Genomic DNA, 20509 nt, shown 5'->3' on the forward strand with positions numbered 1-20509 from the left:
TATCATTATTCCTCAAATGGTAGGAAGGTGAATGTTAGCAAATATAACTATTAACATCTTTAAACACAATTGCACATTTGGTATAGTTATCACCAGGTGATGCAAAGTGTATACCATAGGTAAATTTGCAAAAATGATAGGTGTTACTCCTAAAACGTTAAGAGAGTGGAACAAGTCAGGCAAATTCATTCCTGCTCTCGTAAAGGAAAACGGCTATAGGTACTACTCAGAAGAACAGTTTTACGAGTATTTACGTAAACCTGCTGCCCAGCAAGAACGAATCACAGTAGGATACTGTAGGGTATCGCGGCTGAAACAGAGAGATGAACTTGAGCGACAAATTGAGAATGTGAAAACCTATATGATCGCAAAAGGTTATTCATTTGACGTAATCACAGACATCGGCAGCGGTATCGATTATGAAAAACGCGGTTTGTTACTTCTAATGGATTTCATTATTCAAGGGAAAGTAGAAAGAGTAGTTGTCCTATACAAAGACTCATTATTGCGATTTGGATTCGAACTATTTGAAAACCTGTGTAAACGTTTTGACGTAGTGATTGAGATTATTGACCACACAGGGAAATCAGAAGAGCAGGAGTTACTCGAGGATTTGATTCAGATCGTAACGAGTTTCAGTTGTAGGTTACAAGGCAAGCGAGCGAATCAGGCTAAGAAGATGATTCAGGAGTTGATGGATGATGATTCTGGCTAAAAAGGTCAGACTCCAGCCAACTGCAGAGCAAGAAAAACAACTATGGAAATCTGCTGGCATTGCTCGTTGGGCATACAATTGGACACTGGCAAGACAAGAAAAAAACTACCGAAACGGCGGGAAGTTCCTATCTGACAGTAGAATACGTAAAGAGCTGACACAACTAAAACAGGCAGGCGAATATTCTTGGCTATATGATGTCTCCAATAATGTAACCAAGCAAGCGGTTAAAGATGCTTGTGACGCATATAAGAAGTTCTTTAAGAAATTTACAGAAAAACCCCGATTTAAGAGTAAGAAACAATCGAAGCCTGCCTTCTACAACGATACAGTAAAACTAAAGGTCAAGCATAGACTGGTACGAGTCGAAAAAGTAGGATGGGTGATAACTTCTGAGCAGTTACCATTGGATACCAAGTTCCTTAATCCTCGTATCTCATTTGATGGGAAGTATTGGTGTATTTCTGTCGGTATAGAACAAGAAACAGTGAAACCTGTACTGACAGAGCAAGTAATTGGAATAGATGTAGGAGTGAAAGAACTTGCAGTCTGCTCCAACGGAATGATAATTAAGAACGTTAACAAAACAAAAGCAGTAAAAAAAGCTGAGAAACGCCTTCGTAGGTTGCAACGAAACGTTTCGCGTAAATACGAGATGAATAAGGAGGGAAGCCGTTTTGTCAAAACAGGCAACATTGTAAAAGTGGAAAAATCCATACATTTGCTTTATCGGAGGCTAACGAATATTCGCATCAATCACATCCATCAAGCTACGAACGCTATCGTGAAAACCAAGCCTAGCACAGTAGTGATGGAAACGTTGAATATCAAAGGTATGATGAAGAATCGCCACTTGTCTAAAGCGATCGCTCAACAGAAGCTGTATGAGTTCAAACGACAGCTAGCGTATAAATGCGAGAAATACGGCATTCGTTTTCTGGAAGCGGACAAATGGTATCCTTCATCAAAGACCTGCTCAAAATGCGGTGCTGTCAAAAGAGACCTCCGCCTATCTGATCGGATATTCAAATGCGGTTGTGGGCTAGAGATAGATAGAGACTTGAACGCTGCTATCAATCTAGCCAAACTAGCAAGCTGACACCGAAAAGTAAATGCTAGTATGTAGGATTCGTTGTATCCGAATTTACGCCTGTGGAGTGTCATACCAAATGTAAGTAGCTTTACGCAAAAGCAGACACAAAGAAGCAGGAAGCAAACAAAGGATGTGTAAACTTTTACAATCTTTTGGCAACGGTAATAACCATGTCAGAGACTATCAAGCTTACGTCCTTTACCACCAAGGGAGGCTGCGGCTGCAAGATTAGTCCGGATGCCCTGTCCGCTGTCTTGAAAAAGCTGCCTGCTCCACCTGTACGTGATCCACGTCTGCTCGTGGGAGTAGAAACCTCTGATGACGCTGGCGTCTTCCAATTGACCGATGAGCTGGCTATTGTGCAGACACTTGACTTTTTCACACCGATTGTGGATGACCCGTATTGGTTTGGACAGATTGCCGCCGCCAATGCGATTAGCGATGTCTTCGCCATGGGAGGCAAGCCGATTACGGTACTGAATATCGTCGGCTTCCCTATATCCAAGCTTGACCCGTCCATCCTGACAGAAATATTGCGGGGTGCTGCTGATAAAGTAGCAGAGGCAGGAGCCGTGCTGGTCGGCGGTCACTCGATTGACGATCCCGAGCCTAAATTCGGACTCGCCGTCACTGGTACTGTCCACCCTTCCCGCGTACTAACCAATGCCACAGCAAAGCCTGGTGATGTGCTGATTTTAACCAAGCCGATTGGTGTCGGGATTCAAACCACAGCGATCAAACGCGACGCTCTTTCTGCTGACAAGACGCAGCGAGTAATGACCGTCATGGCCACTCTCAACAAGTACGCAGCAGAATGCATGGAAGCTTACCCGGTCAATGCATGTACGGATGTGACAGGGTTTGGGCTGATGGGTCACTCCCTGGAAATGGCTGAAGGCAGCAAGGTAGGAATCCGCATATATGCCGATCAGGTTCCGATATTGCCTGGAACACGTGAGCTGGCAGAGCAAGGCATTATTCCCGGTGGCAGCAAGTCCAATTTCCGCTGGGTAGCCGATCGCGTTCATTTTCCTGATGAGATGGAGGAGCTTGATCGCTTGATTTTGTGTGACGCCGTTACTTCGGGGGGGCTTTTGATCAGCTTGCCTGCTGAGGACGGGTATCGTCTCCTCGAAGACCTGCATGTACGCGGTATCAGCTGGGCAAAAGTCATTGGTGAGGTCGTACCGGAGCTGCCAGGAACAATTTCGGTTGTTTCCAAAAAACGGTGAAAATTTTTCTTGCATTGGTTCCGGGATCTGGAGTATTCTAGTCAACAAGAGTTTATCTGATGAAAAAATTTTGAAAGACGGGAGTGTTGGTTCATGGTAATTGCTGTAGTTCTCTGCGCTTAGGTAAGGCCGCTTGTGAGGGGCTTTGCCTCTTCCAACCTTATCGAAAGCTAGAAGCTGCAGGATGCCTGAACCGCTTCCGTCTTTTCCCGATATGATGTGGGCACCAGCTTTACGGGGTAGTAGTCGGTTTTTTTGGTACCAAGTATGTCTTGGCCAGAAACCGTTTCTTTCGCTCCCTCGTTTTGCCGGTTTTTTCCCCCTCCCACCCTTTTGTATCGTTCGATAAAGCGCAAGCGGAAGAGCATCGTCTCTTTCCCGTTTGCGCTTTTTTGCATAGAGCACAGCATCTGCTGGCACCGAACCAGAAAATGAATGGAGGAATTTTTGTTATGCATTGGCGTTCTTGGGACCTTAACTTAAAAGTGCGTCTCTTCGGCGAACTGATTACCCATACTTTCTTTTGGATGTACTTTCCGTTTATGGCCCTCTATTTTAGTGAAACGTTTGGCAAAGACGTTGCTGGTCTCCTCCTCATGGTGCCGCCGCTCCTCGGAATGGTGTCCAATCTGTTTGGCGGTTATCTCTCAGATAAAGTCGGCCGCAGGTTTACGATGCTCCTTTCGTTGTCTATGTCGACCACTATGTTTGCTTTATTCGCTTTTTCTCCCTCCCCTTTGGTGGACTATTTTGCCTTTATCGGAATTGGAATCGCGGGCGCTCTTTACTGGCCTGCCAGCTCGGCAATGGTAGCGGATTTGACGACCGAGGAAGATCGTCGGATAGTCTTTGCCACTTTTTACACAGCAATGAACTTTGGAGTAGTGGCAGGTCCCGTCCTCGGGTCGTTCTTCTTTGTTCATTACCGCTTTGAGCTTTTAATCGTCTGTACGATCATCGAATTGCTTTTTTTCATCACGATATTCTTTTTGATCAAAGAAACACTGCCGGCTGAAATTCGCCTGGAGAAAGCAAAAGAACGCTTCTCCCTGACACAGCAGTTCAAAAGCTACGCCGTCATTTTCCGCGACAAAGTATTTGCTCTCTACATCCTCGCTGGGATTTTAGTCGCAATCGGCTTTATGCAGTTGGATATGTATATGGCCTTGTACGTGAAAGAGCACGTCATGTCTCAGCCGCTCTTTTCTTGGGGAGATTGGAGTTTCTCCGTTGGTGGAACAAGTGCATTTGGGTGGCTGATGGGATTGAACGGACTGTTGGTTGTCTTGTTTACATTGCCTGTCACGCAGTGGTTCCAACATTGGAGTGACCGCAATAGCCTGGTCATCTCATCCGTTCTGTACGGCTTCGGGATGTTCCTGATGGCCTTTACGACAAACATCTGGTTCTTATTCGGCTGTATGGTGATTTTAACGCTGGGTGAGTTGATTCGCACTCCAGTCGCTCAAAGCTTTATCAGTAATTACTCGCCAGAAGACGCACGCGGTCAATACATGGGAGCATCGTCCCTGCAATTTTCCATCGGACGCTTCATTGCTCCCATGACGATTGGTTTATCGCAATGGTTATCGCCTCTAGGTGTGTTCGGCATCATTTTGGGCATCTCCCTACTGAGTGCGTATTTGTATATCATCTTGTTCCGCATGATTCCCGCCGAACAGGCAAACGAATCGCTGTACTCCTAAAGCCCGGCCCCCTCGTGGGTCGGTTTGTTAGGCGAAATGGTAATAGAAAAACAATCCTAGCATATAGTGATTACTAGAATGTTGAATGACTTGCTAGGAGGTTTTCTCATGATTCAACCACAGGCATTTGCTACATTCAGGCGAGCAGGAGGACATGAGTATCGTACATCCGCCTATATTCAGTGGGGCACCTCTTTTCGTTCACTAGGAAGCTGTCTCTTACTAAATCCCGGAGCCGCAACACTCTATCGCGAAAGACCAGCACCGAATCATTCTATAAGTGGCCAAATTACGCTCGATCCTACTATGCGGCAATTGGTCAAAATACTGGCGGAAATCTATCAGAATCAATCACTCGATGGCAGACTAACCATCTACAATTTATTTACCCTCCAAAACCCCAAGTCATCTGAGGCCATTGCCTCTTTTGAAAAGCTCGTTGAAAAAGGCGAGGCCACGCTAAAAGAACAATTGGTACCAATTCAAGAACTGCAGCAGCATCCGTGGATTCTTCTCGGGTGGGGCTGCCCTGCGAGAGCCTACTGGAAACATCTTCCTCTCCTGAAACAATTGTGGCTGCAACAAATCACTGCATCCGGCATACCTTTTTTCGGAAAAAGGTGTGCCAATGGTAAAGACTACTACCATCCTTGTCCGCAGCTATACGCTTCCCGAGATGTGATTCTGCAGGATTTGGTCAATGAACACTCGCAGACTGTTCCAAAGAGTATTCAGCCTTTTTAAGTGGATTAACGAGTACGATGTTGGCCACGAGCAATTAGTAATTCTTTCCTGGTAAAAAAAAGAACCTGCTTCCCGGTTAGGGGAAGCAAGCTCTGCTCCATGCCTCATAACAACTAAGGCATCTCATTTGCCTCGTAATACTCATCCCGGTCAAAGCGACCTCGCATCCATTTATACGTATCGTCGTAAATACCGCGCATAACTGAGTCTTTGCTATTCGCTGCTTCGATCAACGTTTTGGAGCCGTAGTAATACGCGTGCACATTGTTCTTATCCATACCCAGCTTGTGGGCTGCAACCAGCTGGTTGTAATAAATCTGATAGAACTTCGGATCGCGGTACATCCGCTCGTCCCCTTCAATCTCTACACCCATGCCATACTTGCTGACAACATCCAGCACACCCTCGATCCGATCGAGTCCAACAGGCTTGTCGCTGTAATAGTTCGGCTGCAGGAATGCATAGTCGAAATACATGGATTTCCACTCAGCTACGCCAGGTGCGCCGAAATATGGAATCCAATAGAAACGAAGCGCTTCGTCGTGCACCATGCTGGCCATGTCACGAATCAACTCACGTTCTTTCGGTGCACTGTCCTCGATTAGCTCATGAAACCAGTAAATGCCCTCCAGCTTGAGATAAGCATAACCTTCTTTGTTCCATCGTTTTTGGAGTTCCTGGAAGTACCATTCCAGCGCTTGCTTGCGATTCAGATATGCTTGCTCCTCTCCGATCCCAGCCGGGTTGAAAGACAGGGTCGGTTTATCCTCAGCTAGCTTGCCAAAGTCGGTCTGATTAGCAGCCGGATACGGCAAGGCAAGGACAACTTTTTCTTGTGTCGGTGTGGTGTACAGCGTTCCGCGCAAACGGTTGTACTCCCGCATCGCCTGGTTCAAAGCATCTAGCTGCTTGCCCGATCCAAACAGGTCGTTCATATAGCCCTTCCAGCCATCTTTGGTGACAGGCATGTTTTGATAAGGCAAAAAGAGGACTGTATCAAACATTTGATCACGCATATAGCCATCTGCTGTCCGATAGCCAACCATCGGCAAGAAATCTTCTTTGCTCCAGGTACCGCGATCACCGTATGCTCCCGAGTATGCGAGCAGCATATTTTCCACGCGGTTCCCTGCCTTTTTATCTTCCATGAGCTGTGTCGGGCTCGGTGGCGGCAACAAGACCGGACCGCCTTCCCACTGACTGCTCGATTTGGCCCATACTTCCAATTGGCGGGCAAAAGCGAATACTTTTACCGGAAACGATACCCGGACATAGCGCGTTTCTACGTCTGGGAGTGTTACTGCCAGCGTGCGTTCGACTACCTTTGTCTCCGCTGCCGATACATCGTGCAAGGCTTTTCCGGCATACGACCATGCCTTGCCATCGCGCGATACTTCAACGTCCATGTATTCGGGCATAGTGATCCCTGATGTTTTCTGCTGCTTGAACGTCAAGGTCACTCTCTCCAGCGGTTTTTCTTCGGATAAGGCGACGGTCACTTTTCGACCGAACTGACGGTTATATCCAGTCCAATCCTGTGATGGCGTAACCAATCCGCCGACGGGACCAGGATATTGCTTCTCTACCTCACGGAAATACGTATCAGGAGGTCCGAAAGTGTTTACAGCAGTAAAGCTGCCCGGAGCTACGTTGATCAGCTCGTCCTGTTCAGCAGGTTCATTCGCTTCTTCTGGTTCCGTAGATTCCTTTGCATCTCCTACTGTTGCCGGGTCATCCTTGGTTTCGGTAGCCTTAGTATCGGTAGCCGCAGTTTTGTTAACCTCTGCTTTGTCGTCCTTTGTTTCACTTGCCTTGGCTGCTGAGGTGCTCGTTTCTGCTTTCGAATTTGAGCTGACAACAGAGTCGGATGTAGCCGGACTCGTCTCATCTGTCGCAGCTGGCGGCTTGCCCGCATCTTTGATTTCCACTGGAACCGTTATGGTTTTGTACCCCACTGTAACCGTTACGTTCCCTTTTCCGGGAGTAGGACCGGCTACGAAGGTGCCATCAGACAAAATCGTTCCAAGCTCAGGTCGATCAAAAGCAAAAATCGGAGTAAAGGGAAGCTTGTCTCCCGCAACACCTGTTACTTTCAAACGCTCACTCGTCCCTGCCAGTACGCTTAAAGTGGAATCGCTCACCGTAAAATTCGCTTGCTCGGCCTGCTGATATCTCGCATCCAAAATGCGTTCTGCGATAACGGCTGCCTCGGCACGTGTCACAGTACCTGCAGGATTAAACTTGCCACCTGCTCCCTGCATCCAGCGTTGATTGGTGACATCGTTAATAGCGTCTTTGGCGTAATCAGCCATTTCCTGCTCATCACTGTAAGATACCGCGCTTTGGCCTGTTGCTTTTTTGACGCCACCCGCCTTTATCAAACGTGCCAGCATGACAGCCAGATCCTGCCGGGTCAGTGGATCACTGGCGCCTAATGTTTGAGCGTTCCGACCGTTCATGACACCCATCTCACTCAATCCGTATACATAAGGCGCATAAGGGCTATCCATTGGTACATCTTCAAAGCTGGCTTCCCGCAGATGATTTGGCGCAAGTCCCACTACCTTGGTCAACAGTACCGCTATATCCTGACGAGAAATGGTGTTCTGTGGGTTAAATCGGCCATCCCCTTGACCGTTGATCAAATGGAGCGAAGCCAGCCTGTTAACTGCATTACGGGCATAGCTGGTTCCCAGATCGGAAAACTCGGCCACCTGCTCCTCTGTTTTTGGAGTTTCCAACTCCTGCTTCTTCGGTTCTGTGGCGGCATTGGCCATCGGTGCCGTTTGAATCAGCAAGGTGGACACTGCCAGACAAGCTGCTAACATACGGCTCCCAAATCGTTTCTTTCTCATTTCTTTTTCTCCTCCAATATGCCCCTTCTATAATGCTATTCGGTCGGGGAAACCATTGGCTGACGAGGTGGTCTTGGTCCAAAAAACTGGTAGTAATCTACCTTGATGTTCCCGTTGTAAAGCTTTCGCTTCTTACTCGCCGTGCGCCCAAAGTGTTCTTCAAACTGCTCGTCTGAAGTGATAATGTAAAACGACCACGTATCCATAGCAGCAAACGTCTGACCCATCTCGCGGTACATCCGGCTAACCTGCTTCCATTCACCCAGCCGCTCACCATATGGCGGGTTGCAGATCAAGTAGCCATATTTGCGCTTGGTTCGCACATCACGCACATCCATGCGCTGGAAGTGAATCAGATCGTCTACGCCTGCTTCTGTTGCATTTCGACGGGCGATCTTCAAAATTTCATCATCCAGATCCGTACCAATGATCTCCAGCTTTTGATCATAGCGGGCCAGATCGTGCGTTTCTGCGCGTGCTTCACGCCATGCGGTCTTGGGAATCACCGGCCAGCTCTCCGATACAAACTCCCGGTTCATTCCCGGTGCGATGTTTTGTCCGATGAGCGCAGCTTCAATCGGGATTGTCCCAGATCCACAGAATGGGTCCATAAACACGCGATCCGGTTTCCAGCGAGACAGCATGATCATTGCTGCTGCCATCGTTTCCTTTAATGGCGCCGTACCGATCATCTCGCGGTAGCCTCGTTTATGCAGGCCAGGTCCAGACGTATCAATCGTCAAGGTCGCCACATCCTTATGAAGCGCCACCTCGATCTTGTACAGGGGTCCCTGCTCCTCGAACCAATCCTGTTTGTACGTCTTTTTTAGGCTTTCCACTACCGCTTTTTTCACGATAGCTTGGCAATCCGGCACACTGAACAACGTCGATTTGACTGACTTTCCTTCTACGGGAAACGTGGCATCTTCTGTGATCCAGTCCGCCCAAGGCAATGCCTTCGTTTTTTCAAACAGCTCGTCAAAAGTGGTCGCTTTAAACTCCCCAATCTTTAGACGCACGCGATCCGCAGTTCGTAACCATAAATTTGTTCGAGGAATGGCAGAAATATCTGCAGAGAACGTAACTTTTCCATTTTCTACCTGAGCTGGTCCGTAACCAAGGGCTTTTACTTCCTCAGCCACAACTGATTCCAATCCAAAAGTCGCCGTAGCGATCAATTCTACTTTTTGCATGCTACAATCTCCTGTCCGTACCAAAATGCTTGCTTGCTACCCTTATAGATCTTGTTCAAAAAGGAGGACAAACAGAGCCGAGAAGTTCAAGGCGCGGCAGACCTGAGTAGCGGAGCGTAGGTGAGTCTACGTGAGCAACGGAGGGGCAACGCAACGCAGAAATTCGACAGCTATGTTTCCCGGACTTTTTGAACGTCCTCTTAATACTATATTACCCGATTTGATTGCAGGGTTGGTAACCTTCTCTAAAAACAAAAGACCCGCCACGAAAAATGAAGTGGCAGGAACAGGATGACGAGTAAACCTACTGGTAATCCTATGTAGAAATTACAGCGGTCAGGAGAGGAAAAGCATGCCCGAATTACCAGAAATGGAGACGTACCGCCGGTTGCTGCAAGAGCGCATCGGTGGACGGTCCATTACCGCTACCCTTGTACAGAGGGAAAAAACCATTAACCTGCCCCCGAATGAATGGAACCGGATTCTGCTCGGAAATCGGATAACCCTCGTAGATCGACGCGCCAAGCATCTCTTGTTCCACTTAGAAAGTAGTCATGTGCTGCTGCTTCATTTGATGCTTGGCGGGTTTCTTTACTATGGATCGACTGAGGACAAGCTGGATCGGACAGCGCAGGTGACGATTTCCTTTGACGATCACATTCTTTATTTTCACGGACTTCGTCTGGGGTATCTGCATCTGCTCACCACCTGGCAGCTGGACGAGCGACTGGACCCTTTAGGCCCCGAGCCGTTGGATCCGTCCTTTACCCTCACGCGATTCACAGAATTGCTTACGGAAAAACGAGGCATCCTCAAAACGGCGCTCGTCGACCAGCACTGGCTCTCCGGAATCGGGAACTGCTACTCGGATGAAATCTGCTTTGATGCAGCCATTTTGCCGACCCGGCGGATACCGGAGCTGACAGATGAGGAGATCAAGCAGCTCTTCCATTCCATGCAAGCTGTCTTAAAAGAAGCGATCCAGTTTGGCGGTTACATGGAGCCGCCTTTTTATCGCGATGATGATTTGACGGGCGGCTTCAACGATCGCTGCCGGGTATATGACCGGGGAGGAGAGCCGTGTGTACGCTGCGGAAAGCTGATTTCCAAAGGCAAGCTGTCTTCCCGCAAGGTTTTTGCCTGTACTAACTGCCAACACTGACCTAAGGATTTTCTCCTTTTTCCATCTGTTTGCTCATGTACACCTGCTCCGTACCGGACGACGTGAATCCCGCACCCTCCAATAGCTCAAACAGCATTTCGTCGGAAGCTCTCAGATTGAACGTAGATCGGCGGCACACCAGCTCATAAGGCGCGTAGACTTTTGCCAATGCCGTTGCCAGAATGTTTTTTGCATCAGGATGCCCGGATTGTGCAACGCACTGACGAAGGACAATCGCGCTAAGGGTCCCTTCTTCATTCAACACGCTTTTGTACATCGCATAGCCGACGACTTGCCCGCTTTGATCCTCTACCAGTAAAGTCTGTGCATCTCGCAAGCTTTGCCATTGATTTTGCCAAGGGACATCCGCACGATAAAAAGGCAGCGCCGCCACTTCCTGCGCCCATGCCGCCCTCACCTGATAGGGACTGTTTACTTGCTCACCAAATGCCTGCTCAGGAAGTGCATCCATTCGTTGCCAAAATAATAGACGATCATCGACTCGATACCCTAGCTGCTCATAAAGCGCAATCGCTTTCTCATTTTGACTGAGCGCCTCCAATGTGGCTACATCCATTCCCGCTTCCCGGTACAAGTCCAGAGTAGCCTGGATCAAAAGACGTCCTACTCCCTGTCGGCGGTATTCCGTTGCCACGCCTGTGCCTCCGTTCCACGCCACTTTTTGATCCCCAATCATTCGCAGACCGTTCGCAACAAGGCCGACTGGCTCCGTGCCATCAAAAGCCACAACCGAAAGCGACATGACGTAGCCCTCGGCTCCTAGTCGCTGAACCAGGCTCTCCTCGGTCATGGTAACGGGAATATAATAGCCCTCAAATCCTCTATTCCAAGCTTTTGTTACTTCAGCAAAGGTACATTCACTCATCCGCTTGATGGTAATCATGGTATCACCTTCCATATCTATTAATAAAATTATTTTAATCGCTAAAAATTAAAGATTCAATCATTTTCCTCCGACACATCTCCCAAACTGTCACTTGCAGGTCCGGCATGGTAAGATAAATAAAATTGCTTATCCGGGAGGTACCCATGCGCAAACAGCTTACGGTCGGCTCGCTTCTTCCCACACGTGCAGCCATACAAACGGCGAGTCCCACTCCCGTATCCATGGAGCCGGTACCACAAACACAAGTACCCACTACCCCTTTCTCACCCGTACCTGCCCGTCAATGGGAAATGGAGAAGAAACAAGTCCAAGTAAAGCAGCGAGAACAGTCCTTTTCCATTCCATTTGCCCCCTGTCAAACACTTCTGGAGGCAGCCCTTGCAAAAGGACAGCCTATCTCTTACAAATGCCAAGAAGGATATTGCGGAAAATGCAGCGTCCAGGTGACATCCGGCGATGAATGGCTTGACAAGCCTACATTACAGGAACAAACAAAGCTCGGTAAAAATCTGGCTGCAGGCTATCGTCTCGCTTGCCAAAGCAGATTTCGATCCACAAAAAGAAGGTAAAAGGTGGCAGCAGCATGAAACCAACACGAATCCTCCTGTTCGCTGGAGGCACTCTGGGAAACTGGGCACTTCGTGATATTCGCAGGGATGATTGGCTAGTCGGTGTGGATCGGGGCGCCTTGTTTCTCGTCCGTAACAGTCTCACCCCCCGCCTCTCCATCGGCGACTTTGATTCTGTCTCTGCGGAAGAAATGGAGGAAATCGAGCAGCACAGCAGTCACGTCTCCTCCTGCGATCCCGTTATGAAGGATTTGACTGATACTGAAATGGCCCTGATCTGGGCGCTCGACCAACAGCCTGCCGAAATCCTTCTTATCGGCGTTCTCGGTTCTCGATTTGATCATACGCTAGCCAATGTTCACTTGTTGCAAAAAGCTCTACACGCCAAAATCCCGTGCCGAATTGTTGATGAGACAAATGAAATTACTTTGATCGATCGCCAATGCACAGTAAACCGGGATCATTTTGCCCACGTATCCCTCTTGCCGCTAACCCCGGAAGTGACAGGTATTACGCTAACCGGATTTTTATATCCGCTGGCGAATGCGACTCTACGGATTGGTGACACCCTGGGCATCAGCAATGTGCTCAGTGAAGAAACGGGGACAATCCACATCGAAACCGGCAAGCTGCTGGTGATGAAGAGCAAGGACTCCTGACTATGAATAAAGGATCTTCCGTCACGTAAAGCGATGGAGATCCTTTTTTCTTTTCAAATATTGTCTACTCTTCCACATGAAGCGGCAATTGCCAATCAATCTCCTCGATGCCTTTGGAACGCAAAAATTGATTTGCCCGTGAAAAAGGACGACTGCCAAAGAAACCCCGATTAGCCGAAAACGGGCTCGGATGCACAGACGCTATGATGCAGTGCTTTGTCGTATCAATAAACGACGCTTTTTCTTGCGCATGCTTCCCCCACAGAATGAAAACGAGTGGCGTCTCTCGTTGATTTAACAACGTGATGACCTGATCGGTAAACGTCTCCCACCCAAGACCTTTGTGAGAATTCGGATTGCCACCGCGCACCGTCAATACCGTGTTGAGCATCATGACTCCTTGCTTGGCCCAATGCGTCAAATACCCATGCTCCGGAATGACACAGTTCAAATCGCTTTGAAGCTCTTTGTAGATGTTTTGCAAGGAAGGCGGGGGTTTGATTCCCGGTTTGACTGAAAAGCTGAGACCATGTGCTTGGCCAGGCCCGTGATACGGGTCTTGTCCCAAAATAACCACCTTGGCTTGCTCATAGCTCGTCAAGTGCAGTGCCGTAAAAATGTGAAACATATCTGGATAAATCGTATGCGTTTGGTACTCATCTTTTAATGTTTGCCGCAGCTTCAAATAGTATGGTTTTTCAAATTCCTCTGCCAGTACAGGCGCCCAATCATTTTCCAATATGGCCATTATTCCTCACCTTGTCCATTTTGTCTTATTTTCTACCTTATCACAAAGCAAGGAATCACTAAACAAGCATTCCGTCCTAAGAAAACCTTTACCCTTGCCATCTCAAGGAGGTGCGATCGCTTTTAGCGGCACTCCAGAATCATAAGCGTCGCGCTCATAAATTCTTATTCGTTCTGAAATATAGGACCTTTCGATAGAGAGTCCTATCTTTTTAGAAGTTTCTAGTCTTTCTTCCTAGTACCCTTGGTTGATAGCCCCCTTTGTCGATTTTTGTCATAATATTTGCTGGGAAGATATAGATAATAATGGGAGAGAGGTTTCTCAACATGAAATGGGACATCAAATCATTTTTGGGGGGCATCATTGTTGGCTCGGTGCTGTTCTCAGGCATCGCTTTGGCCGCTCCAGCTTTTCCAGATGTGACAGAAGGAAGCAAAACACCGTTCACCTACTACTTCGAAGGCGTTCCTAAGTCGCCACCTGGCGACGTACAAGGCATTATGTACAAAAATTCTGTGTATGTCCCTATCCGCTTCGTCGCAGAAAACTTGAACAAGCCAGTCATCTACGATGCGAAAACAAAGTCGATTTTTATCGGAAAGCTGCCAGTTGCAAAAATGTATTCAAAGATGGAGGCAGTCGAGCTGGTCAAAAAGAAATTCGCCGGCAGTCTCACTCCTAACCATGTGGTAGAGTACGATCACGACGACGAAAAGGGACACTATGTCATTCAAGTATACCAAACGGTCGTCAACAATTTTCAGTCCGGTGATAGCTATACGAGCACATATGGCTGGTTTGTCGTAAACCCGAACACAGGTGAGGTTAAATCCTTGCTATAATCACGCACTTATTCTTTTTTAGACCAAGAACAGCGGCTAACTAGGGGTCGCTGTTCTTTCGTTTTCCAAATGGTGGCTACAATTTAGTTGACAATGATAATCTATCTCACTACTATGAATAGGATGGTATCACTAAAAAAGAGGTGTATCGTTCATGATGATGGAAATCAAAACCATTGTTGTTCAGGAAGGCTTTGCGGACAACATTATTCAAAAGTTTAGTCAGCCCGGAGTCGTCGAGGAAGCTCCCGGGTTTGTAGATTTAAGCATCATGGTACAGAAACCGCGAAAAGGCGAAGAGGAAGTCGTAGTCATGATCCGCTGGGAATCAAAAGAAATGTGGAAACAATGGGAACTTAGCGAGCCTCATCTAGAGGGCCACAGAAAAGCAAGAGGACAACAACGCCCTGAATATATCATTAGTTCCAAAAGCGGTCATTACGAGCTAAAAGCAATAAAAGAGCCTCGTCCTTCATCATCACCCACATGATAAAACAAAAAAACAGCCTGCCACCGGCATAATCGGAGGCAAAGCTGTTTTTTTATACCAAACCGTACTTCTCCATTTTGCGATAAAGCGTAGAGAGACTGATCTGCAATTGTTCCGCGATCGCTGCCTTATCCTGTCCATAGCTCGGGTCAGCGAAAAATTGCTCCAGAACTGATTTTTCGTACATGTACATCCGTTGTTCCAGCCCCTGGTTATTTTCCTTCCTCCCTGCGCTTGTACCGTCACAGACACTGTCCAAATGAAGGTATTCCGGTAGTTCTTTGCTCGTAATCGTCGAATCCTCTGCCATGTTCACCATGTATTCCACGGCATTTTCCAATTGACGAATATTTCCCGGCCACTCATACGAACTAAGTCGCTGCGCAAGCTGAGAATCGAGCTCCAGCCTGCCTTTTTGCAAGAGCGTACCGTATCGATACAGAAAATGGTGCAAATAGAGCGAAATATCCTCCTTGCGCTCCCGCAAAGGCTTTAATCGCATTGGAATGACGTTGAGCCGATAATACAAATCCTCTCGAAACGTCCCCGCTCTCACCATACTCTCCAAATCCCGATGCGTAGCCGCAATCACGCGCACATCAATACCGAGTGTCTTGATTCCTCCCACCCGGTCAACGGTTTTTTCCTGGAGAACACGCAGCAGCTTGGGCTGTAGGGAAAGCGGAATATCTCCTACCTCATCTAAAAAAATCGTCCCCTTGTGTGCGAGCTCAAACTTCCCAGGCTTGCCTTCGCGGCGAGAGCCCGTAAATGCACCGCCCTCATAGCCAAACAGCTCGCTTTCCAACAGTGTTTCCGGGATCGCCGCACAATTAATCGCGATAAACGGATGCCTGCCCCGCTGACTTTCACTGTGAATGGCTCTTGCCAACAGCTCCTTGCCCGTCCCGCTTTCTCCGCGAATGAGGACAGTGGAAATGCTGTTTGTTATTTTCTTCGCTTTGGCGATCACGTCACGGAGCCCTGTTTCTGCTCCAATGAGCTGAGCGAAGTAAACAGGATTAACTGCAGCCTCGGGCATTTCCTCCTGAATGTTACAGCCTTTTTCGCGTTCTGCATCCAATTCCAGCAGCTTGTGCTCAATAAGTGAACTCGTATGCTGCAAAAACGGCATCCACTTTTCCGAATGATGCAGCATCTTTTCCTTTTGCTCAGGAGAGAACCCGATGATCCCGATCACACCGACTGTCTTCTCCCGCTTGTGCACAGGGAATCCGATCGTCGCTAGTTCCCGGCATTGCTGCAAAAACTTGCAGTTCATGCACTGCGACTCGTTCTTTTTCATGTCAAAAATCATACCTGGCTGCCCAGTCTGCAAAATCATTCGGAAGAACGAACCCTCCGGTGCAGGCAGTCCAATCAATTCCTGATAGTAACCGGTTCCGCTCACACGAATTCCCTGTTCATCCAGGATGGTGACGTCCAATCCCAGCACTTTGGAAATATTGTCTGCGTACGATTGAATGAATCCCTCAATCCGAGAAAATTCTGTCATGACATGCCCTCCTGCGTGACGTTCCTTACTCCTTGTTCGCTGTTTCCATCACGAGCAATGTAGCAAGCGCCTGCTCCAAGTCCGCGATGATGTCCTGTGCATCCTCCAAGCCTGTCGAGAGACGAATCAAGCCATCCGTGATATGAAACTTCAATCTTTCCTCTGTTGGAATCGACGAATGTGTCATGGAGGCTGGATGCTGCACCAGCGTTTCCGGATCTCCTAAGCTAAACGATATCATAGCTAGGCGCAGGGCGTTAATGAAAGATTTGGCTGCCTCGTATCCACCTTTGACCTCAAACGAGACAATTCCCCCCATACCGGCCATTTGTCGCTTTGCCAGCTCGTGCCCCGGATGGGAAGCTAGCCCTGGATAATAAACATGGGCAATGGCAGGATGGTCTGCTAAAAAGCGTGCGACTTCATCCGCATTTTGACAATGCTGTCTCACACGTAAGCCGAGCGTTTTTAAGCCGCGCAGAATCAGAAAGGCATCCCAGGCATTCAGGTTTTGCCCCAAGTCACCCATGACGTGCTTGCGCATGAATTGGATGTGTTCTTTTTTCGCAACGATAAATCCGGCGATCACATCACCGTGACCATTCAAATACTTGGTAGCGCTGTGTACGACCACATCAGCACCTAGCTCAAGTGGACGCTGCAAATATGGAGTCATGAACGTATTGTCTACGATGACCTGGATGTCGTGAGCGTGAGCCAGTTTTGATAATGCTGTGATATCTAACACAGTCAAGCAAGGATTAGAGGGTGTTTCGATGTAGAGGACCTTGGTGTTCGGTAAAATAGCCCGCTCAACTGCCTGCAAGTCCGTACAATCTACAAAATCGGTTGTAATTCCGTAACGAGGTGCCATTGATGTCAAAAATTTATAGCTGCCTCCATATACATCCCGCGTACATACGACATGATCTCCTTGTTGCAAGAACGCAAGCAAGGCTCCTGAGATCGCTGCCATTCCACTGCTAACACCGAGTGCAGCCTCCCCATTTTCCAATGCCGCTATTTTTTCTTCCAACGTCGCAATTGTTGGATTGCCGTATCTTCCATAGTAGGTTCCTTCCCGTTCTCCTGCTACGCAGGCAGCAGCCGAATCAGCGTCCGGAAAGGCATACGCAACAGCCGGCACCACCGCGGATACCACCGCTCCTGTTTTTTGACACGGGGTTTGGGCTGTATGAATAATAGCTGTATCCATCTTCCATTTTGTATTTGTCATGATCGTCTACTCTCCCTTTTCCTCAAATCTTTCTTTCCTTCACTAGCAAGGAATGTGCCAGAGCCAAAAAGCCGATCCCACCACGATTTTTGCACCTTCCTTACTCGTTTTTTCGCAAGCCTGCAAAGTCAAATTTCCATTAACAAAGCAAAAAGAGCCGTCGGATTGTCCTTCGGCTCATTATCATTCTTGCGAGATGCATTTGCAGCTTGGCAAAAACTCATTAAACGAGCATTCCGCCACCGCTTTGTCTGTATTTCAAAATTCCTTCTGCTGCTCGATAGGATAGAGCCCCCATCGTACCTGTTGGATTGTACCCGCTATTGTGCGCGAAGGCAGAAGCACCGACCACGAATACGTTCTCCGCATCCCACATTTGGAGATAGTTGTTTACAGCCGATGTATCAGGCGACGAGCCCATAATGACTCCACCTGTATTATGCGTCGACTGGTAAGGTGTAATATCGTAAGGTCCTAGCTTGCGATTGATTTCGATCTTCTCGCTTGCGCCCATTTCTTTGACAATCTCACCACACTTGTCCGCACAATAAGCTGCAAGTTGCCTGTCCTGTTCCTCAAAATCAAAAGTAATCCGCATCAACGGATCGCCAAAGGCATCCTTGTAGGTCGGATCAAGATCGAGGAAATGTTGGCGGAATGGCATGCAAGCGCCTTGGGCTCCTACAGACAAAATCCGGTTCGCGTATTTGATCGACGCTGCTTTGAATTCCTTGCCCCAGCTTGGCGTACCTTCGGGAACTTTATTGTTGGCAATGGGGCGTTGCCCTGTTTGGGAGATGCTAATATTCGCACCATGAATGAAATTGAGATCGGAATGATCAAAGTTGTCTCCGTTGTAATCATCCAGGCATATTCCCAGAGCGCCGGCACCCGCATAGTTATTGAACTCTTTATTATCAAAGAAGCCTACTGCCCCGCCTCGAATGACTTGATAAGCGTAGTTTTTGCCGATTACGCCTTTTCCTGTCGCTGGATCATACGGCTTGCCCAGATTGGACATGAGCAGGATCCGGGTATTGTTGAAAACATAGCTGGTCATCACGACGATATCCGCTGGCTGCTCAATCTCTTCACCTGTTGTGACATCGGTGTAGAGGACACCCGTCGCCTTTTTCCCGGTATGTAAGATGCGCCGAACGTGAGAATGCGTGCGGATTTCAAACTTTCCTGTCTTTTTAGCAACCGGAATGACTGTCACGACTGGATCTGCCTTTGCACCGTATTCACAGCCGAACCGTTCACAGAAGCCACAATACTGGCAGGCAGCCCGTGCTATTCCATCTGGGTTTGTGTACGCTTCCGACAAATTGGCAGAGGGCATCATGTACGGATGCAGATTTTTCTTTTTCGTCGCTTCGGCAAACATCTTCATGCTCGGTGTGCTCTTCATTGGCGGGCATGGAAATGGCTGTGAGCGCTTGCCTCCCAGTGGATTTTCTTCTCCTGCAATCCCTGCCATTTTTTCAAACTTGTCAAAGTACGGTTCCAACTGGTCATAGGTGATGCCCCAGTCCTGGATGGTCATGCCATCGGGTATTTTCTTCTCGCCGTAGCGTTCCACCGTTTTGCTGCGAATTTCAAAATCGTAGGGTAAGAAGCGGAATGTCTGCCCATTCCAGTGCACGCCTGATCCGCCAAGGCCTGTTCCTAGCAAGAAAGAACCGTAGGAACGCATCGGCAGGGCACGCACATTTGTCTTGCTCCGGAATGTAATTGTTTCTTTGGACAAATCCTGCATCATCTCGTAACGAAGGGCGTAGCGCAGCTCATCATGCACCATAAAGTAGTCTTCGGTTTTGCGTTCCTTGCCACGCTCCAGTCCGACGACCGTCAACCCTTGCTTCGTTAGTTCGGAGGCGATAACTCCCCCTCCCCAGCCTACACCTACAATGACTACATCAACCTTAGGCAATTTTTTCGCCATGACTATCGCATCCCCTTATTAATGTTGATGATCTCGCAAACTTAAGGGCGCCATCTTTACAAATTCGTCCTTATCAATCAACTGCGTATAGGCCATCTGATTGCCAGGGTAATTCCTCATTTTCCAGCCATCCATGTTTTTGTTTCCGCCGTACAGCGGGTCCGAATAGACACCTTCCAGCGTACTGGCACGCAGCATCTTGAAGAATCCGCTGGCGGAGATCGTGGTCAGCTTTACTTCGTCTGATTCAAACGCCTTTAATACCGCGTCTTGCTGTTCTGGCGTCAATTCGTGGTACCGCTTTTTCTGAGTGCTGCTGCTGTAGTTGTTCAATTCCTGAATACCGATATCAAAAATCTCGCGCCGTTTCAAGCGGCCTTGATACCCCTGGGTCGCTTCCCCAGGAAAAAAAGGACCTTGCATGTAGTCCCGCGCGTTGAAGCCCCAATCACCTGCCAACTGGTGGTCAATAAAATAGGCAGCCCCCAGCGCTTTTGCTCCCGGTCCATTCTCATCCTCGGGAAAAATGCGCTCGCAGGCAGCTTCGACTACCTTAAACTGCTCTGGAGAAAAATACATCAGTGCCTGATTGTAATCAGCAGTTGGAGCCGGTGTCGCACCAGGTTGTTGTGGCGCTCCCGGTGGTCTGCGAAGCAAGCTGCCTGCCACGCCCCCTACAACCAGACCGCCGAGCACCATTCCGGTGTTTTTCAAGAAATTTCTCCGTGAAACGGGTTGTTCTTGTCTTTCGTTAGTTTCTGCCAACACTACCACCTCCAGTTGTCTTCTATCCCTTGTTTTGCGCTTTTTTTCGACAGGATAACCGCTTTTTCTTGAAATTTTTCCAACAAGCTCCACACATAGGATTCTGAGGTTCAACAAAGGATAGAGCCAGG

General features: G+C 48.3%; 19 protein-coding genes. 10 read left to right on the plus strand and 9 right to left on the minus strand.

The window, feature by feature from the left end; translation table 11 throughout:
• The first annotated feature begins 106 nt into the window (after positions 1–106).
• From ACIFQN_RS05705 to selD, 3 genes are all read left to right on the plus strand, one after another.
• Positions 107–715 (plus strand): IS607 family transposase, encoded by a 609-nt coding sequence (locus ACIFQN_RS05705; RefSeq protein WP_429832080.1) that lies wholly within the window; start codon positions 107–109, stop codon positions 713–715.
• Positions 702–1814 carry an RNA-guided endonuclease InsQ/TnpB family protein gene (locus tag ACIFQN_RS05710; RefSeq protein ID WP_429832278.1) on the plus strand — a complete coding sequence of 371 codons (1113 nt, stop codon included), beginning with the start codon at positions 702–704 and terminating at the stop codon, positions 1812–1814. The genes ACIFQN_RS05705 and ACIFQN_RS05710 overlap by 14 nt, the downstream gene beginning before the upstream one ends.
• Positions 1815–1978: 164 nt before the next feature.
• Positions 1979–3040, plus strand: a complete 1062-nt coding sequence (gene selD, locus ACIFQN_RS05715) for a selenide, water dikinase SelD (RefSeq protein WP_429832081.1) — start codon at positions 1979–1981, stop codon at positions 3038–3040.
• A 170-nt stretch (positions 3041–3210) separates the two neighbouring features.
• Here the strand turns inward: selD and ACIFQN_RS05720 are convergent, their stop codons facing one another.
• Positions 3211–3438, minus strand: a complete 228-nt coding sequence (locus tag ACIFQN_RS05720; RefSeq protein ID WP_429832082.1) for a hypothetical protein — start codon at positions 3436–3438, stop codon at positions 3211–3213.
• Between the two features lie 54 nt (positions 3439–3492).
• Between ACIFQN_RS05720 and ACIFQN_RS05725 the strand changes: the two genes are divergently transcribed.
• Positions 3493–4746 (plus strand): MDR family MFS transporter, encoded by a 1254-nt coding sequence (locus ACIFQN_RS05725; RefSeq protein WP_429832083.1) that lies wholly within the window; start codon positions 3493–3495, stop codon positions 4744–4746.
• 108 nt (positions 4747–4854) lie between these two features.
• A complete protein-coding gene (locus ACIFQN_RS05730) occupies positions 4855–5490 on the plus strand; it encodes a hypothetical protein (RefSeq protein ID WP_429832084.1) in 636 nt (211 codons plus the stop codon).
• Positions 5491–5603: 113 nt separating this feature from the next.
• On the opposite strand, the gene ACIFQN_RS05735 is transcribed toward ACIFQN_RS05730, so the two are convergent.
• Together ACIFQN_RS05735 and ACIFQN_RS05740 are read right to left on the minus strand one after the other, a co-directional pair.
• Positions 5604–8345 carry a DUF4855 domain-containing protein gene (locus tag ACIFQN_RS05735; protein WP_429832085.1) on the minus strand — a complete coding sequence of 914 codons (2742 nt, stop codon included), beginning with the start codon at positions 8343–8345 and terminating at the stop codon, positions 5604–5606.
• Positions 8346–8380: 35 nt separating this feature from the next.
• Positions 8381–9538: a THUMP domain-containing class I SAM-dependent RNA methyltransferase gene (locus ACIFQN_RS05740; protein ID WP_429832086.1), complete on the minus strand. Its 1158-nt coding sequence runs from the start codon at positions 9536–9538 to the stop codon at positions 8381–8383.
• Positions 9539–9890: 352 nt separating this feature from the next.
• Here ACIFQN_RS05740 and ACIFQN_RS05745 point away from each other — a divergent pair, with 352 nt between their 5' ends.
• Positions 9891–10700, plus strand: coding sequence for an Fpg/Nei family DNA glycosylase (locus ACIFQN_RS05745; RefSeq protein WP_429832087.1), 810 nt, complete (start codon positions 9891–9893; stop codon positions 10698–10700).
• A gap of 1 nt (position 10701) precedes the next feature.
• On the opposite strand, the gene ACIFQN_RS05750 is transcribed toward ACIFQN_RS05745, so the two are convergent.
• Positions 10702–11604 (minus strand): GNAT family N-acetyltransferase, encoded by a 903-nt coding sequence (locus ACIFQN_RS05750; protein ID WP_429832088.1) that lies wholly within the window; start codon positions 11602–11604, stop codon positions 10702–10704.
• A 146-nt stretch (positions 11605–11750) separates the two neighbouring features.
• Between ACIFQN_RS05750 and ACIFQN_RS05755 the strand changes: the two genes are divergently transcribed.
• Positions 11751–12176, plus strand: a complete 426-nt coding sequence (locus ACIFQN_RS05755) for a 2Fe-2S iron-sulfur cluster-binding protein (RefSeq protein ID WP_429832089.1) — start codon at positions 11751–11753, stop codon at positions 12174–12176.
• Positions 12177–12190: 14 nt separating this feature from the next.
• A complete protein-coding gene (locus ACIFQN_RS05760; protein WP_429832090.1) occupies positions 12191–12835 on the plus strand; it encodes a thiamine diphosphokinase in 645 nt (214 codons plus the stop codon).
• Between the two features lie 64 nt (positions 12836–12899).
• Here ACIFQN_RS05760 and ACIFQN_RS05765 read toward each other — a convergent pair whose 3' ends face one another.
• On the minus strand, positions 12900–13586 hold the full coding sequence (locus ACIFQN_RS05765; RefSeq protein WP_429832279.1) for a uracil-DNA glycosylase: 687 nt from the start codon (positions 13584–13586) through the stop codon (positions 12900–12902).
• A 323-nt stretch (positions 13587–13909) separates the two neighbouring features.
• Between ACIFQN_RS05765 and ACIFQN_RS05770 the strand changes: the two genes are divergently transcribed.
• Positions 13910–14425, plus strand: a complete 516-nt coding sequence (locus tag ACIFQN_RS05770) for a stalk domain-containing protein (RefSeq protein WP_429832091.1) — start codon at positions 13910–13912, stop codon at positions 14423–14425.
• 154 nt (positions 14426–14579) lie between these two features.
• Positions 14580–14915 carry an antibiotic biosynthesis monooxygenase gene (locus ACIFQN_RS05775; RefSeq protein WP_429832092.1) on the plus strand — a complete coding sequence of 112 codons (336 nt, stop codon included), beginning with the start codon at positions 14580–14582 and terminating at the stop codon, positions 14913–14915.
• A 52-nt stretch (positions 14916–14967) separates the two neighbouring features.
• On the opposite strand, the gene ACIFQN_RS05780 is transcribed toward ACIFQN_RS05775, so the two are convergent.
• The 4 genes from ACIFQN_RS05780 to ACIFQN_RS05795 all read right to left on the minus strand — a co-directional run bounded on the left by ACIFQN_RS05780 (position 14968) and on the right by ACIFQN_RS05795 (position 20378).
• The gene (locus ACIFQN_RS05780) at positions 14968–16431 is read right to left on the minus strand and encodes a sigma-54 interaction domain-containing protein (RefSeq protein WP_429832093.1); all 1464 of its coding nucleotides are present in this window, start codon (positions 16429–16431) and stop codon (positions 14968–14970) included.
• Between the two features lie 25 nt (positions 16432–16456).
• Positions 16457–17668, minus strand: coding sequence for a trans-sulfuration enzyme family protein (locus ACIFQN_RS05785; protein WP_429832094.1), 1212 nt, complete (start codon positions 17666–17668; stop codon positions 16457–16459).
• A gap of 223 nt (positions 17669–17891) precedes the next feature.
• On the minus strand, positions 17892–19613 hold the full coding sequence (locus tag ACIFQN_RS05790; RefSeq protein WP_429832095.1) for a GMC family oxidoreductase: 1722 nt from the start codon (positions 19611–19613) through the stop codon (positions 17892–17894).
• Between the two features lie 18 nt (positions 19614–19631).
• Complete coding sequence (locus ACIFQN_RS05795) at positions 19632–20378, minus strand: gluconate 2-dehydrogenase subunit 3 family protein (RefSeq protein ID WP_429832096.1); 747 nt, start codon at positions 20376–20378, stop codon at positions 19632–19634.
• Positions 20379–20509: the final 131 nt, after the last annotated feature.

The organism is Brevibacillus sp. NRS-1366 (assembly GCF_050467985.1).

Coding starts and splice junctions, on each gene's coding strand:
- ACIFQN_RS05710 (WP_429832278.1), top strand. CDS start 702: ATGATTCTGGCTAAAAAGGTCAGACTCCAGCCAACTGCAGAGCAAGAA.
- selD (WP_429832081.1), top strand. CDS start 1,979: ATGTCAGAGACTATCAAGCTTACGTCCTTTACCACCAAGGGAGGCTGC.
- ACIFQN_RS05720 (WP_429832082.1), bottom strand. CDS start 3,438: ATGCAAAAAAGCGCAAACGGGAAAGAGACGATGCTCTTCCGCTTGCGC.
- ACIFQN_RS05725 (WP_429832083.1), top strand. CDS start 3,493: ATGCATTGGCGTTCTTGGGACCTTAACTTAAAAGTGCGTCTCTTCGGC.
- ACIFQN_RS05730 (WP_429832084.1), top strand. CDS start 4,855: ATGATTCAACCACAGGCATTTGCTACATTCAGGCGAGCAGGAGGACAT.
- ACIFQN_RS05735 (WP_429832085.1), bottom strand. CDS start 8,345: ATGAGAAAGAAACGATTTGGGAGCCGTATGTTAGCAGCTTGTCTGGCA.
- ACIFQN_RS05740 (WP_429832086.1), bottom strand. CDS start 9,538: ATGCAAAAAGTAGAATTGATCGCTACGGCGACTTTTGGATTGGAATCA.
- ACIFQN_RS05745 (WP_429832087.1), top strand. CDS start 9,891: ATGCCCGAATTACCAGAAATGGAGACGTACCGCCGGTTGCTGCAAGAG.
- ACIFQN_RS05750 (WP_429832088.1), bottom strand. CDS start 11,604: ATGATTACCATCAAGCGGATGAGTGAATGTACCTTTGCTGAAGTAACA.
- ACIFQN_RS05755 (WP_429832089.1), top strand. CDS start 11,751: ATGCGCAAACAGCTTACGGTCGGCTCGCTTCTTCCCACACGTGCAGCC.
- ACIFQN_RS05760 (WP_429832090.1), top strand. CDS start 12,191: ATGAAACCAACACGAATCCTCCTGTTCGCTGGAGGCACTCTGGGAAAC.
- ACIFQN_RS05770 (WP_429832091.1), top strand. CDS start 13,910: ATGAAATGGGACATCAAATCATTTTTGGGGGGCATCATTGTTGGCTCG.
- ACIFQN_RS05775 (WP_429832092.1), top strand. CDS start 14,580: ATGATGATGGAAATCAAAACCATTGTTGTTCAGGAAGGCTTTGCGGAC.
- ACIFQN_RS05780 (WP_429832093.1), bottom strand. CDS start 16,431: ATGACAGAATTTTCTCGGATTGAGGGATTCATTCAATCGTACGCAGAC.
- ACIFQN_RS05785 (WP_429832094.1), bottom strand. CDS start 17,668: ATGACAAATACAAAATGGAAGATGGATACAGCTATTATTCATACAGCC.
- ACIFQN_RS05790 (WP_429832095.1), bottom strand. CDS start 19,613: ATGGCGAAAAAATTGCCTAAGGTTGATGTAGTCATTGTAGGTGTAGGC.